Origin of the sequence: Nocardioides salarius (genome assembly GCF_016907435.1) — a bacterium.
Lineage (GTDB): Bacteria > Actinomycetota > Actinomycetes > Propionibacteriales > Nocardioidaceae > Nocardioides > Nocardioides salarius.
Genome location: NZ_JAFBBZ010000001.1, coordinates 3,114,730 through 3,129,191, shown reverse-complemented (window position 1 = coordinate 3,129,191; position 14,462 = coordinate 3,114,730). Strand labels below are relative to the sequence as shown.

12 protein-coding genes are annotated in these 14,462 nt (G+C 73.1%); 2 read left to right on the top strand and 10 right to left on the bottom strand.

Features of this window, described 5'->3' with window-relative positions; translation table 11 throughout:
- Positions 1 to 62: 62 nt before the first annotated feature.
- From JOE61_RS15120 to JOE61_RS15105, 4 genes are all read right to left on the bottom strand, one after another.
- Positions 63 to 1,688 (bottom strand): DUF11 domain-containing protein, encoded by a 1,626-nt coding sequence (locus JOE61_RS15120; protein ID WP_193666987.1) that lies wholly within the window; start codon positions 1,686 to 1,688, stop codon positions 63 to 65.
- A 226-nt stretch (positions 1,689 to 1,914) separates the two neighbouring features.
- Positions 1,915 to 3,405 (bottom strand): aldehyde dehydrogenase, encoded by a 1,491-nt coding sequence (locus JOE61_RS15115; RefSeq protein WP_193666986.1) that lies wholly within the window; start codon positions 3,403 to 3,405, stop codon positions 1,915 to 1,917.
- Between the two features lie 78 nt (positions 3,406 to 3,483).
- Positions 3,484 to 4,596 carry an Rv3169 family protein gene (locus JOE61_RS15110; RefSeq protein ID WP_193666985.1) on the bottom strand — a complete coding sequence of 371 codons (1,113 nt, stop codon included), beginning with the start codon at positions 4,594 to 4,596 and terminating at the stop codon, positions 3,484 to 3,486.
- A 1-nt stretch (position 4,597) separates the two neighbouring features.
- Positions 4,598 to 5,806 carry a phosphotransferase family protein gene (locus tag JOE61_RS15105; protein ID WP_204797253.1) on the bottom strand — a complete coding sequence of 403 codons (1,209 nt, stop codon included), beginning with the start codon at positions 5,804 to 5,806 and terminating at the stop codon, positions 4,598 to 4,600.
- A gap of 201 nt (positions 5,807 to 6,007) precedes the next feature.
- On the opposite strand from JOE61_RS15105, the gene JOE61_RS15100 reads away from it, so the two are divergent.
- A complete protein-coding gene (locus JOE61_RS15100) occupies positions 6,008 to 6,439 on the top strand; it encodes a hypothetical protein (protein ID WP_193666984.1) in 432 nt (143 codons plus the stop codon).
- Entirely contained in the window at positions 6,439 to 6,576 is a 138-nt protein-coding gene (locus JOE61_RS15095) for a hypothetical protein (protein ID WP_193666983.1), read from the top strand. The genes JOE61_RS15100 and JOE61_RS15095 overlap by 1 nt, the downstream gene beginning before the upstream one ends.
- A gap of 63 nt (positions 6,577 to 6,639) precedes the next feature.
- Here the strand turns inward: JOE61_RS15095 and rnhA are convergent, their stop codons facing one another.
- The 6 genes from rnhA to guaB form a co-directional block, all read right to left on the bottom strand.
- Positions 6,640 to 7,104, bottom strand: a complete 465-nt coding sequence (gene rnhA, locus JOE61_RS15090; RefSeq protein ID WP_302709024.1) for a ribonuclease HI — start codon at positions 7,102 to 7,104, stop codon at positions 6,640 to 6,642.
- A 27-nt stretch (positions 7,105 to 7,131) separates the two neighbouring features.
- A complete protein-coding gene (locus JOE61_RS15085) occupies positions 7,132 to 9,939 on the bottom strand; it encodes an alpha-amylase family glycosyl hydrolase (RefSeq protein WP_307823041.1) in 2,808 nt (935 codons plus the stop codon).
- Between the two features lie 67 nt (positions 9,940 to 10,006).
- Positions 10,007 to 10,837 (bottom strand): carbon-nitrogen hydrolase family protein, encoded by an 831-nt coding sequence (locus JOE61_RS15080; RefSeq protein WP_307823040.1) that lies wholly within the window; start codon positions 10,835 to 10,837, stop codon positions 10,007 to 10,009.
- A 31-nt stretch (positions 10,838 to 10,868) separates the two neighbouring features.
- A complete protein-coding gene (locus JOE61_RS15075; RefSeq protein WP_193666982.1) occupies positions 10,869 to 11,975 on the bottom strand; it encodes a GuaB3 family IMP dehydrogenase-related protein in 1,107 nt (368 codons plus the stop codon).
- Between the two features lie 34 nt (positions 11,976 to 12,009).
- Positions 12,010 to 12,918, bottom strand: a complete 909-nt coding sequence (locus JOE61_RS15070) for a cation diffusion facilitator family transporter (RefSeq protein WP_193666981.1) — start codon at positions 12,916 to 12,918, stop codon at positions 12,010 to 12,012.
- A gap of 20 nt (positions 12,919 to 12,938) precedes the next feature.
- A complete protein-coding gene (gene guaB / locus JOE61_RS15065; RefSeq protein WP_193666980.1) occupies positions 12,939 to 14,441 on the bottom strand; it encodes an IMP dehydrogenase in 1,503 nt (500 codons plus the stop codon).
- Positions 14,442 to 14,462: the final 21 nt, after the last annotated feature.

Here is a 14,462-nt window from a genome sequence, read left to right as displayed (position 1 = left end):
GCGCCCCGGGACCACAGGTCCCGGGGCGCTCGATGACGCCGGAGCACTCGCCCAGAGGCTGCTCAGATGGCGAGGTCGATCTTCTCGTCGACGCCGCCACCACGCAGGGTGAGGGTGAACTTCTTGAAGCCGCTGCTCTTGACCTGCGTGCGGAAGCTGCTCTTCACACCGAGCTTGAGCACCTTGGTCTGACCCGCTACCAGCTTGATCTTGCCGTAGCCGATCTGCTTGCCCTTGGCGATGCCGCCCGACTCGGAGCCCAGCGAGATCGCCTTGCCGGTCAGGGTGCAGGGGGCCGCCCCGCACGAGACGGTGACCTTGATCTTGCTGCCCGCCGCGTTGTGCTGGGCACCGGCGGCACTGATGCTCGGCGTGGCCGGCTCGCCGCCGGCGATGGCGGTGATGGTGGTCGAGCCGCTGGCCGACCTGGTGCCGGAGGTCACGACCGCGGTGCTGGTGATCTGCTTGCTGCCGCGCTCGCCGCCCAGCGAGGACTCCAGGCACACCGCGCTGACCTCGGCCCGGGCCTTGTCGCCGCTGTCGTTGAAGAACTGGTGCGACCGGGTCTCGTAGCGCGGGTCGAAGCCGACCTGGAGCAGGCCGGGCTCGGTGGCGCTGAAGCCACCGGCCACGGCGTACGCCGACGGCCCGCAGCTGGTCTCGACGGAGCCGGAGGCGCCGTCCTCGATCATCCGGGCGACGGGGTCGACCGAGCGCAGGCCCAGCTGCGCGCTGTGCCCGTGGGCGGGAGCCGTGGCCAGGTCGAGGCACGCGACCGAGACCTTCAACCTGCTGTCCTCCTCGAGCTCCTCGGCGGTGAAGGACCACCCGGCGCCCTGGGGTGCCGAGGAGATCATCAGGCCCGACCCGGCGGTGAACTCGAACGAGGGCGCGATCGCGACCTGTCCGCTGGCGCAGGAACCGCTGGTCGCGGCGATGACGCCGTCGCCGTCGGCGCCCGTCGCGGTGCCGGTCGTGCGCGTGACTCCGCCGACCAGTGCGTGGGTGTGGCTGGAGCCGGTGGTCTGCGTGGCCAGGCAGCTCACCCGCAGCTTGCCGGTGGCGCGGGCCCCGTCGTTGACGACGCTCGCCACCCAGCCCGAGCGACCGTCGACGGTGGCGGCGTAGCTCTCGGTGGTGAAGACGTCGGTGGCGCTCGAGGCGTGCACGCTGTCGAGCTGCAGGCTGCCGTCGGTGACGACGTGCCCGGCCGGGCAGGCCAGCGAGGCGGTCGTCGCCTTGCCGGCGGGCAGCTCGACGAACTTCTCCTCCTTCACGTAGACCAGCCGGTGCCCGGAGTCGCTGGGCGCCGGGGCGGTGAAGGCGTCGACGGTGGCGGTGACGGTGCGCGGCGCGGCCGTCGCGCCGGCGGCCAGGTCGCCGAGGGTGCAGGTGAGCGTGGCGCCCGTGGCGCTGCACCCCGGCGCGCTGGTGAGCGTGAGGCCGTGGGGGACGGTGTGGGTGATGACGGGAGCGGTGGCCACCGAGCCGCCGGTGTTCTTGACCGAGAGCGTGTAGACCACGCTGTCGCCGCCGGCGGCCGTGGTCTTGTCGGCGGTGATGCTCAGCTCGAGCCGGGGCGCCGGTGCGGCCGAGGCGGGCGCGAGGAGCAGTGGCAGGCCCGCGAGGCCCAGGGTCGTGGTCACGGCCACGGTGGTGGCCAGATTTCGTGTGCGCTTCAGGCGCATGGTGGAGTCCTCCCCCTCATGCGGCGAAAACCCCTCCCCGCCGCGTCGATGTGGGTCCCACTCTCGGCCCGCGCATGCGCCGCATCGACGACTCGGGACCGTCCCTGGGGTCGACCTGGCCCGAGTGGGCCATGCTCCCTGGGGTTGCCGGTCGCACCGGTCTCGACCAGGTGTCCAGACGTCCGGGCCCCGCCCGCGGGGAGGGACCGGACCCTCCCCGCACAGGCTAGCCCGCCGGCGGCGGGGTGTAGATGGACTTGACCTCGGTGTACTGCGCCATCCCCTCGGGCCCGAACTCGCGGCCCACCCCGGAGGCCTTGAAGCCGCCGAAGGGCGCGGCGAAGTCCATCGTGTAGGTGTTGACCCCGTAGGTGCCGGTGCGCACCTGGCGGGCCACGTCGATCCCGGCCGCCAGGTCGGCGGTCCACACGGTCCCCGCGAGGCCGTAGTCGGAGTCGTTGGCGATCCGCACCGCCTCCTCGACGCCGTCGTAGGCGATCACCGAGACGACGGGCCCGAAGATCTCCTCCTGGGCGATGCGCATCCGGTTGTCGACGTCGGCGAAGACCGTCGGGCGCACGTACCAGCCGCGGTCGAGGCCCTCGGGCATCCCCGTGCCGCCGGTGACCAGGCGGGCCCCCTCGCCCCGGCCGACCTCGATGTACGACGTCACCCGCTCCTGCTGCCGGCGCGCCACCATCGGGCCGACCTCGGTGGCGGGGTCGGCCGGGTCGCCGACCGGCATCGATGCGGCGGTCTGCGCCAGGGCGTCGACCACCTCGGCGTAGCGCCCGCGCGGGGCCAGCACCCGGGTCTGGGCCACGCAGGCCTGCCCGGAGTTCATGAAGGAGGTGAAGCGCAGGCCCTCCATCGTGACGGCGAGGTCGGCGTCGTCGAGCACGATGGCCGCCGACTTGCCGCCCAGCTCGAGGGAGCAGCGCTTGAGCTGCTCGCCGCACACCGCGCCGATGGTGCGACCGGCGGCGGTGGAGCCGGTGAAGGCCACCTTGTCGATGCCCGGGTGGGCGACGAGGTGGGCGCCGGCCTCGCGGCCGCCGGCCACGATGTTCACCACGCCGGGCGGTACGCCCGCCTCGTCCAGCAGCTCGGCCAGCAGGTAGGCGTCGAGCGGCGACTCCGGGGCGGGCTTGGCGACCACCGTGCACCCCGCCAGCAGGGCCGGGACCACCTTGGAGACCAGCGTGAACTGCGGGACGTTCCACGGAGCGATCGCCGCCACCACCCCGACCGGCTCGTGGCGCACCAGCACGTCGGAGCCGAGCACGCCCGGTCGGGCGGCCTCCCACGCGAAGTCGCGCGCGATCGCGATGAACGCCTCGATCTGCATCCAGGGGGCCGGCGACTGCGCCAGGTTGGCGAACGATGTGGGCGAGCCCATCTCGATGGTGATCAGCTCGGCCATGTCGCCCAGCCGGGCGGCGTACAGGCCCGAGAGGCGTTGGACGACCTCGATCCGCTCCGCCGGGGACGTGCGCGGCCAGGGCCCCTCGTCGAAGGCCCGGCGCGCGGCCGCCACGGCGGCGTCGATGTCGGCGGGACGACCCTCGGGCACCCGCGCCACGACCTGCTCGGTGTGCGGCGAGACGACCTCGATGACGTCGCCCGTGGCGGGTCGGGTCCACCGCCCGTCGATGTAGAAGGAGTCGCGGTCGAGCGCGTCGACGCCGATCGGTCGGTGGTCCTGGGTCTGGGTCATCCGGGGCTCCTGGGCTGCTGGACTGCTGGACTGGTGGCGCGGGGTGGGGTGGGGTGTGGGGCGGTGGGTGGGCGCCGCTCAGGGCGCGAGGTCGAACCAGTCGGCGAAGCCGCTGCGGTCGTGGCGCCCGATCGCGCCGTGCTCGAAGAGGCCCCAGCCCTCGCTGGTGCGGCCCTCCTCGTGGCAGGTGCTGCGCCCGACGTAGTCGACGACGCCGAACATGGCCCTGCCGGCGTTCTCGGGGGTGGTGACGTCGTAGCTGAGCCGCTCGACGAAGCCCGCTCCCTTCCAGAGCCCGTGGCTCCAGTCGCTGTCGCCGCCGTACCCGCCGCCGAGGTGCAGCGGGGTGGGCAGCCTGGTTTCGACCTCGAGCAGCACCTCGACCCCGTCGGGGCGGGTGCAGCGGATCGTGGCGCCGGTGGCGGTGCGAGTGCCCGACGCGTAGCGCACCTGCACCAGCGGCCAGCCGAGCTGCTCGATGCGTCCGTCGGCGAAGATCCGGCTGCAGTCGTTGAAGGTGCGGTGCCCCTCGGGCGTCTCCTGCATCAGCAGCACGATCGAGAAGTCGTCGAAGCGCATCGGCACGTAGGTCCACCACATCCCGTCGAAGGGCGGGTCGGCCGGCCGCCCCGCCGGCTCGGGCTCGCCCACGGGGCGGATGCCCCACGACCGGTCGCGGGTGCCGAGCCAGGTGTCGGGAGAGACGGTGATCTCCTCGCCGTCGACGAGCATCGTGCCCTCCCACGAGCCCACCTGGGCGAAGCGCTGCGCGTCGAGGGTGACGCGGCTGCCCGAGCGCATCACGTGGGGCTGCTCCTGCACGGCGTCGAAGGAGCCCGTCCAGTGCAGGTCGAGCGCCAGCCCCTCGGTCTCCTCGAGCACCACCCGCAGGCGGCGCAGCGGCTCGGGCACCTCGATGCGGAAGGGACCGACGTGCATGTCGAGGCGGTCGTCGTCGACGGGGTCCCCGAGGTGCAGCGCGGTCTGGACGTCGCCGCGGCGCCACAGCACGAACGCGTCCTTGGTGCCGAGGTTGGGGTAGTAGCCCAGCCCCATGATCAGCAGGCGCTCGCCGCTGCGGTCGTGGGCGTTGAAGTAGCTGCGGTCGTAGAAGTTGCGGTCGCTGGTGGCGGCCCACCCCACGGGCAGCGGGGCCTGGTGCAGCGCGAACTCGTCCAGCGGTCCGACCATCTCAGGCACCCACCCTCTCCAGCGTGTCGAGCAGCAGGGGCAGGTTGTGCATCAACGACTCGATGTCGTCGGGCTCGGCGATCTCGCCGAAGTGCAGCTGCCGGAAGCCGGTGCGCATGAAGACGATGCACCACTGCAGGCCGCTGTGGACGTGGTACCAGTCGAGGTCCCCCAGCCGGACGCCGCTGGCGCGCTCGTACGTCGCCAGGACGTCGTCCTCTCGCAGGAAGCCCGGCATGCCCGGCAGGCCGAGCACCTCCACGATCGACTGGAAGACCTGGTGGGCGGTGACCAGCCAGCTGAGGTCGAGCTCGCGCGGGCCGAGCGTGGCCATCTCCCAGTCCAGCACGCCGGCGGGCTCGAAGCCGTCGTAGAGGATGTTGCCGATGCGGGCGTCGCCCCAGCACAGCACCGTGCCGGTGGTCGTCGCGGGCTCGTGGGTCTCGAGCCAGGCCAGCGCGCGCTCCGCGGTGGGCGAGGGCCCGACGTCGGCCTTCGCGAACTCGTACCAGGCACGGGTGCGGGCCAGGACGGCCCGCAGGGTGTCGGTGTCGGTGCCAGTGCCGGGGCCGGGGCCGGGGCCGGGGCCGGGGCCGGGGCCGGGGCCGGGGCCGGGGCCGGGGCCGGGGCCGGGGCCGGGATCGAGGAAGTCGAACCGCGACGCGGCGTCGGGCACGGCGTGCAGGGCCGCGACCACCTCGACCGTGCGGTCCTGCAGCCGGCGCTGCTCGTCGGCGGAGGCGTCGAAGAGCCAGTTGTCGCCGAAGGGGTAGGGCAGCACGTCGGGCGGCACCCGGCCCTCGACCCGGTCCATGAGGAAGAAGGGGCTGCCGAGGACCTCGTCGGTGGGCTCGATCCAGCGCACGGCCGGGACCGGCACGTCGGTGAGCTCGGCGACCAGGCGCATCGCCTCGTGCTGGCCCGCCAGGTCGTAGGCGGGGAAGACCGGCACGTCCTGCGGGGTGGGCGCGACGCGGGCGACGTACCCCCGCGTGCGGCGCTGACCGCCCTCGGTCCAGGTGACGTCGAGGACGACCGTCTCGGAGCTCATCCCGTTGGCGTCGACCCCGGAGCCGAGGGCCACGCCGGGGTCGGCACCGGCGGGCAGCCGGGCGGCCAGCCACCGCGCCAGCCTGGCGGCGGAGTCGCTCGCGTCGCGGCTGGACCGCTGCAGGGTCAGGTCGGCATCGGGTGCGACAGGCTGGCTCACGGGACTCCCCCGGTGTGACGTGGGTCATGCACGAGTTGACACGCGTCAGCGTGGTGGAACGTGTTCTCGTTTGTCAACGGCCCGCCGACCCCGCCGCGGTTCCCCGATTTGGGCGACGCAGCCGTCCGGGCATCGGCCTAGCGTCCTGCTCGTGGTCGCCAGGGGGCCACACGACCATTCACATCACTTCGGGAGACAACGATGCGCAAGTCCGTACAGCTGCTCGCAGCAGCGACCACCATGGCCGGCCTGACCCTGTCGGCCTTGCCGGCACAGGCCGACAGCACCATCATCCAGATCAACAAGAAGGGCTCGATCTCGTCGTCGGGCAAGATCGCCTACGTGGCCGTCTGGGTGACCTGCTCGGAGGACACCACGAGCGCCGAGCTCACCGCCACCTTGACCCAGGTCACCACCGGCGGGACGCAGACGGCGACGGCCCGGGTGGCCTCGCTCTCCGCCTTCGAGTGCACCGGCGAGGAGGAGAAGTTCTACCTCCCGGTCCGCCGCCCCACCGGTGGCTACAAGTGGTCGGAGGGCAAGGCGCGGGTGACGGACTTCCACTTCACCACCGCAGACCCCTCGGGCGTCTACTCCGACACCGCCAAGGGACGCACCGTCAAGCTGCGCTGATGCACCGGTTCCACACCGCCCGCGCGCACCTGGCACGGTGCGTGGAGGACGACGTCGCGTCGGGCTTGCTCGTCGTGACGTGCCTGGTGACCGGCGCGACCATCAGCGCGGGGTTGCTCGTGCAGCTGGTGGCCTAGGCCCCCGCCCAACGGCCTCCAGGGCAATGGACCGCCCCCGGTGACGAGCTCACCGGGGGCGGTTCAACGCGCGCCCGCGACCGCCTCGGCCAGCCCGCGCGCCGCCAGCCGGTCGGCCCGCTCGTTGCCCTCGTCGCCGGCGTGGCCCTTGACCCAGTGCCAGTGCACGTCGTGGCGCTCGCAGGCCGCGTGCAGCTGCTGCCACAGGTCGACGTTCTTGACCGGCTGCTTGGCCGAGGTGCGCCAGCCGTTGCGCATCCAGCCCGCCACCCAGGTGGTGATCCCCGAGCGCACGTAGGTGCTGTCGGTGTAGAGCTCGACGCGCACCGGTCGCTTGAGGGCCGTCAACGCCATGATCGGCGCCGTCAGCTCCATCCGGTTGTTGGTCGTGGAGCCGGCCTCGCCCCCGCAGAGCTCGAGCTCGTGGGAGCCCTGGCGCAGCAGGGCGCCCCACCCGCCGGGCCCCGGGTTGGGCACGCACGCCCCGTCGGTGTGGATGACCACGACATCGGGCACGTCCTCGCTCACGCGCGGCATCCTCCCAGAGGGAGCCGGCTACTGCGCAGGTGACACCGAGGGCACGTGGGTGACCTGGTCCCAGGTGAAGGTGTACGCCGCACCGCCGGCCGGCACGTCCAGCACCAGGTTGTCTCCCCCGGCGGCCCCGCCGGCGCCGTAGTTCTCGTCCCACGAGTCGTCGACGGCGACCTTCCACTCGTAGCTGCCCTCGGGCAGCGTGAAGGTCGCGTGCCAGCGGCCGTCGGTCGCGTCGAAGGCCAGGTGGGTGGCCGCGCAGTCGGGCTGCCAGTCGGCCGGGCAGCCGAGCTCGTCCTGCAGGCTGCCGGCGAGCGTGACGCTGTCGCGGGCCGGCTGCGGGGCGGCGGTGCGCACCGTGACCTCGTCGCTGGTCACCGGCTCGGCGCCCGGCTCGAGCAGGACCGCGCGGTAGGTGACCTCGGTGCCGAGCTCGAGCCCCTCGATGTCGTCGGTGGCCCGGTAGGCCGGCGAGGACGTGTCGGTGCCGAGCACCTCCCAGGCCCCGTCGGGCCCGACCCGGCGCTCGAAGCGCACCGACTGGGTGGGCCGCTCGGGCTGGACCTCGGCGCTGACGGTGACCGGGTCGATGCTGCTGACCGTGCCGTCGGAGCCGGAGGTGCTCAGCGTGATGGCCGGGGCGGCGACCTGGGTGCCGCGCGCCTTCGCCAGCCGGGCGTGGCCGGCGTTGTCGAGGACGGCGGCGCGGTAGTGCACCGGGGTGCCGGTCGCCAGCGCGCTGGTGTCGTGGAAGACCCGGTAGGGCGCCGAGTCGTCGGTGCCGATGCTCTGCCAGGCGCCGCCACCGACCCGGGCCTGGAAGGTCACCTCGGCGAAGGAGCGGCCGGCCACCCGTGCGCCCACCAGCATCCGGCCGCGATCGACGGCGCTGGGCCGCGGGGTGCGCAGCGTGATCGCCGGGGCCCGGCGCGAGGCCGCCAGCCGCTCGGTGGCGGCGTACACCACCGTGGACAGGGCGGGCACCCGCACGCGCACCGCGCCGGAGCCGTTGGTGCGCACCCGCTGCTCCCCCGGGCCGTAGACCTTGCGGAAGGCGCCCTTGCGGACCCAGGTGGAGACCTTCGCCGAGCGTGCGGTGCTCGCGTTGTTGAGCAGCACGACGTACTCGCGCTGCTGGTCGCGGTCGAGGCGCGAGAAGGCGGCGACGCCGGGCCCGTCCTGGCCCAGCCGCACCTGGTGGGCGCCGTCGCGCAGCGTCGGGTGGCGCTCGGTGAGCCGGTCGAGGCGGGCGATGCGGCGGTAGAGCGGGTGCGTCGGGTCGAGGCTGTCGGTGGCCGGGGTCTTCGCGTCGGTGCCGAGCTGGGTGTCGTCGGCGTACTCCGGCACCTGGCTGGCGAACATCGTCTGGCGGGCCAGCTGGTCGCCGCCGGTGCCGGTGAAGCCCTGCTCGTCGCCGTAGTAGACGACCGGGTTGCCGCGCGAGAAGAACATCAGCTCGTGGCCCAGGCGGTCGCGGCGCAGCAGCTCGGCCTCGTCGGCCCCGGGGTTGTCGGCGCCGACGAAGTGCCCGAAGCGGCCCATGTCGTGGTTGCCGAGGAAGGTGGGCAGCGCGTAGGCGTTGGAGTCGGCGTCGGTGTAGAAGTCGTCGTCGACGAAGAACCGGGCCAGGTCGGCGGCGCTGGTGCCGCGCGAGGCGAAGTCGCGCGCGGCCCACTGGAAGGGGAAGTCGAGCACCGACTGCATGCCGGCGCGGGTCGTGTAGCCGGAGGTGAAGGCCTTGGCGGCGGCGTCGGCGCCGTCGAGCGCGACCTCGCCGAACATGAAGAAGTCGGGCTTGCCGTGGCTGCGGGCGTAGTCGAGCAGGCCGGGCCCGAACGACTGCCAGAACGGGTCGTCGACGTGCTTCATCGTGTCGATGCGGAACCCGTCGATGCCGAGCTCGTCGACCCAGGTGCGGTAGATGTCGATCATCCCCTCCCGCACGGTGGGGTGCTCGGTGAAGAGGTCGTCGAGGCCGAAGAAGTCGCCGTACTGGCTGTCCTCGCCGGTGAAGGTGGTGTTGCCGCGGTTGTGGTAGAGCGTCGGGTCGTTGAGCCAGGCCGGGACCTTGAGGTCCTCCTCGCCCTCCTCGTGCACCGGGGTGTAGGGGAACGAGGTCTGGGCGTCGAGCTCGGGGAAGTCGTCGCCGCCGGCGTGGTCGCGGTCGTCGAAGGGCTCGCCGTCGGCGGTGCGGTAGGGCTCGACGTCCTTGGGCACGTACGCCGTGCGCGCACCCTGCTCGTAGCCGATGACGTCGGCGGTGTGGTTGGTGATGATGTCGAAGAAGACCTTCATGCCCCGCTCGTGGGCGGCGTCGACCAGGTCGGCCAGGTCGGCGTTGGTGCCCAGGTGGGGGTCGATGCGCGTGAAGTCGGTGATCCAGTAGCCGTGGTAGCCCGCGGAGGGTCCGTCCTCGAGCTGGACGGCCTTGTTCTCGAAGACCGGGGTCAGCCAGATGGCGTCGGTGCCCAGGCCCTCGATGTAGTCGAGCTGCTCGCGCAGGCCGACCAGGTCGCCGCCGTTGAAGAAGCCCTTGGCGGTGGGGTCGAAGCCGTGCTCGAGACGACCGCCCTCGATGCCGCCGGTGTCGTTGGTGCTCTCGCCGTTGGCGAACCGGTCGGCCATCACGAAGTAGAAGCTGTGGTCGGTCAGGCCGGTGCGCAGCGCCGGGCGGGCCACGTCGGTGGCCCGGTCGGGCCGGTCGGCGCGGACCGCCGGAGCGGTCGCAGCGCCGGCGACGGCCGGGGCGGCGGTGCTCGGCAGCGAGGCGCCGGCGGTGAGCAGGCCCAGCGCGAGCGCGCTGGTCAGGGCGGGGATCAAGCGGGTCACGGACGCCTCCCGAGAGTGGTGAAGGTCACAGAGCCTGCTCACTCTAGCCCCTGGCCGCCGGTGGGCGTCAGACCCGCACGCGGTCCCCCAGGTCGTCGCGGTGCTCGTGGTGCATCCGGTGCCGCTCGCGGGTCGCGGTCACCTGCTCGGGCTGGATCTCGGCGATGGCCAGGCCCTCCTCCTCGCCGAGCCGGGCCAGCGGGTGGCCCTCGGGGTCGTAGACGGCCGAGCCGCCGATGAAGGAGCTGGCCCCGCAGCTGCCGGTGAGCCCGGAGAGGACGACGTAGAACCCGTTGTCGAGCGCGCGGGCGGCGTAGTAGAGGTCGCGGCGGTGGGCGCCGCCGGGGAAGTACGCCGCCGAGCACAGGTAGCCGAGCGCGCCGGCGTCGCTGGCGGCCCGGGCGTGCTCGGGGAAGCAGCCGTCGTAGCAGGTGGACAGGCCCAGCTCGACGCCGTCGACGACGATGGAGGCGCCGTGGTCGCCGGCCTCGAACCACTCCCGCTCGGGCTGGTCGACGTGCTGCTTGTCGTAGGGCAGGTGGGCAGCGACCCCGTCGCCGGCCGCCCCGTCGGGCCGCACCACGAGGGTCGACAGGGTGCGCCGGGAGCCGCGGTCGAGCGCGGTGCCGACGACCACCGTCACACCGGTGCGCAGCACCTGCTCGCGCACCGGGTCGAGCCGGGGGCCGGTGAGGTCGGCGGGCCCGGGCAGGCTGCCGGCGAAGACGGCGGCGTCGTAGCCGGTCAGGAACGCCTCGGGCAGCACCAGCACCCGCACCCCCTGGTCGCCGGCCAGCGCGGCCAGGCGCGCGGTGGTGCGCAGGTTGGCGTCGAGGTCGCCCGGCACGGCCGCCGCCTGGCCGGCGGCGACGCGCAGCGCGGTGGTCGCGATGCTCACGGTGTGCTCACGGTGTGCTCACCACACAGGCCTACTCGACGACGACCTCGACGCGCTGGAACTCCTTGCAGTCGGTGTAGCCGGTGGTGGCCATCGACCGACGCAGCGCGCCGATGAGGTTCATGGTGCCGTCGGCGACCCGGGAGGGGCCGAAGAGGATCTCCTCGAAGGTGCCGACGGTCTCGAACTGCACCCGCTGGCCGCGGGGCAGCTCGGCGTGGTGCGCCTCGGTGCCCCAGTGGAAGCCGCGCCCCGGGGCGTCGCTGGCGCGGGCGAAGGGCGAGCCGACCATCACGGCGTCGGCCCCGCAGGCGATCGCCTTGGCGATGTCGCCGGACCGGCCGATCGAGCCGTCGGCGATGACGTGCACGTAGCGCCCGCCCGACTCGTCGAGGTAGTCGCGGCGCGCGGCCGCGACGTCGGCGACCGCGGAGGCCATCGGCACCGCGACGCCCAGCACGGTGCGGGTGGTGTGGGCCGCGCCGCCGCCGAAGCCGACGAGGACGCCGGCGGCGCCGGTGCGCATCAGGTGCAGGGCGGCCTGGTGGGTCGCGCAGCCACCGACGATGACGGGCACGTCGAGCTCGTAGATGAACTCCTTGAGGTTCAGCGGCTCGGCCTGGCTGGAGACGTGCTCGGCCGAGACGGTGGTGCCGCGGATGACGAACATGTCGACCCCGGCGTCGACGACGGTCTTGGCGAACTCCTTGGTGCGCTGCGGCGAGAGCGACCCGGCGACGGTCACGCCGGACTCGCGGACCTCGCGCAGGCGCTGGGTGATCAGCTCGGCCTTGACCGGCTCGAGGTAGATCTCCTGCATCCGGCGCGTCGCCTCGGTGCCGGTCAGCCCGGCGACCTCCTCGAGCAGCGGCTCGGGGTCCTCGTAGCGGGTCCACAGGCCCTCGAGGTTGAGCACGCCCAGGCCACCGTGGCGGCCGAAGGCGATCGCGGTGCTCGGCGACATCACCGAGTCCATGGGCGCGGCCATCACCGGCAGGTCGAAGCGGTAGGCGTCGATCTGCCAGTGCGTGCTGACCTCCTCCGGGTCGCGCGTGCGCCGGGAGGGCACGATCGCGACGTCGTCGAAGGAGTAGGCCCGGCGGGCCCGCTTGGCGCGGCCGATCTCGATCTCGCTCACGGGGCCAGGCTAACCGCTGGCCCGCGCCGCCGGCTCAGTGGTGGGCGTGCTCGGTGCCGGCGTGGCCCTCGGGCTCGATCTGGAAGGTGGAGTGCTCGATGGCGACGTCGAAGTGCTCGGCCACGCACTCCTGCAGCTCGCGCAGCACCTCGCCCGAGTGTCCCGACTCGAAGCAGGCCCGCTGCATGGTCACGTGGGCGGTCAGCACCGGGAGGTCGGAGGAGACCCGGGTGACGTGCAGGTCGTGCACGTCGACTACGTGGCGCACCTCGAGGATGTGGCGGCGCACGTCGGCCAGGTCGAGCCCCGGCGGCACCGACTCGAGCAGCACCCGGGTGCTGTCGCGCAGCAGCAGCAGGGTGCGCGGCAGGATCAGCAGCGCGATCAGCAGGCCCGCGACGCTGTCGGCGCGCACCCACCCGAACGCGGCGATCAGCACCGCGCTCACGATCACCGCCACCGAGCCCAGCGCGTCGTTGGCGACCTCGAGGTAGGCCGCGCGCATGTTGAGGTTCGAGCGGCGGCCCCCGGTCAGCACCGCCAGCGCGACGAGGTTGGCCACCAGGCCGACCACGCCGAAGACCAGCAGCGACGTCGACGGCACGTCGGCGGGGGTGACCAGGCGGCGTACGCCCTCGACGAGCGCGAAGCCGCCCACCGCCAGCAGCAGCGTGGCCTGGGCCAGGGCGGCGATCACCTCGGCGCGCCGCAGCCCCCAGGTGTGCCGGTCGGTGGCCGGCCGGGTCATCAGCACGCTGGCCACCAGGGCCATGCCCAGCCCGACGGTGTCGGTGAGCATGTGGGCGGTGTCGACCAGCAGCGCCAGGCTGCCGGTGACGACCGCACCGACCGCCTGGGCGACGACGACCACGCCGGTCAGCGCCAGGGCGGTGCCCAGCCGGGCGCGGTTCGCCCCCGCCCCGTGGTCGTGCCCGGCTCCCATGCCCGACTCCTCCCCCGCGATCAGCGCCCGGTGTAGTTGGGCGCCTCGACGGTCATCTGCACGCCGTGCGGGTGGCTCTCGTTGAGCGAGGCCGAGGTGATCCGCACGAACCGGCCCTTCTCCTGCAGCTCGGGCACGGTGCGCGCGCCGACGTAGAACATCGACTGGGTCAGCCCGCCGGTGAGCTGGTGGGAGACCGCGGAGAGCGGGCCGCGGTAGGCGACCTGCCCCTCGATGCCCTCGGGCACGATCTGGTCGTCGCTGGTGACCTCGGCCTGGAAGTAGCGGTCCTTGGAGTAGGACTTCTTGCCGCGGCTCGACATCGCGCCGAGCGAGCCCATGCCCCGGTAGGACTTGTACTGCTTGCCGTTGACGAAGACCAGCTCGCCCGGCGACTCCTCGCAGCCGGCCAGCAGCGAGCCGAGCATCACCGCGTCGGCGCCCGCGACGATCGCCTTCGCGATCTCGCCGGAGTACTTCATGCCGCCGTCGGCGATCAGCGGCACGCCGGCCGGCCGGGTGGCCAGCGACGCCTCGTAGACCGCGCTGACCTGGGGCACGCCCACGCCGGTGACGACGCGGGTGGTGCAGATCGAGCCGGGGCCCACCCCGACCTTGACCGCGTCGGCGCCGGCGTCGACGAAGGCCTGGGCGCCCTCGCGGGTCGCGACGTTGCCGCCGATGACCTGCACGTGGCGGGTGGCCGGGTCGCTCTTGAGCCGGGCGACCATGTCGAGCAGCAGCCGCACGTTGCCGTGGGCGGTGTCGGCGACCAGCACGTCGACGCCCGCCTCGACCAGGGTGGTGGCGCGCTGCCAGGCGTCGCCGAAGTAGCCGATCGCGGCACCGACGAGCAGCCGGCCGTGGGCGTCGTACGACGCGTGGGGGAACTGCTCGCTCTTGACGAAGTCCTTGACGGTGATCAGGCCGGCCAGGCGGCCCTGGTCGTCGACCAGCGGCAGCCGCTCGCGCTTGTGCTTGCGCAGCAGGGCGGTGGCCTCGTCGCGGGAGATGCCGACCGGGCCGGTGATCAGCGGCATCGGGGTCATCACCTCCTCGACCTTGAGCGTCGACCACTCCGCGACCGGGGTGAAGCGCAGGTCGCGGTTGGTGATGATGCCCAGCAGCCGCTGGTCGGCGTCGACGACCGGGAGGCCCGAGACGCGGTACTCGCCGCAGAGCCGGTCGAGCTCCTCGAGGGTCGCGTCGGGACCGATGACCACGGGGTTGGAGATGATGCCCGTCTGGGTCCGCTTGACCAGGTCGACCTGGTAGGCCTGGTCCTCGATCGAGAGGTTGCGGTGCAGCACGCCCATCCCGCCCTCGCGGGCCATCGCGATCGCCATCCGCGACTCGGTCACGGTGTCCATCGCTGCGCTGACCAGCGGCACCTTCAGCGAGATCTCGCGGGTCAGGCGCGAGGTCGTGTCGATGTCGGCCGGCGCCAGGTCGGAGTGACCGGGCAGCAGCAGCACGTCGTCGTAGGTGAGGCCGAGGGCGGCGAACTTCTCCGGGATCTCCACCCGTTCATCGTACGGGCGACG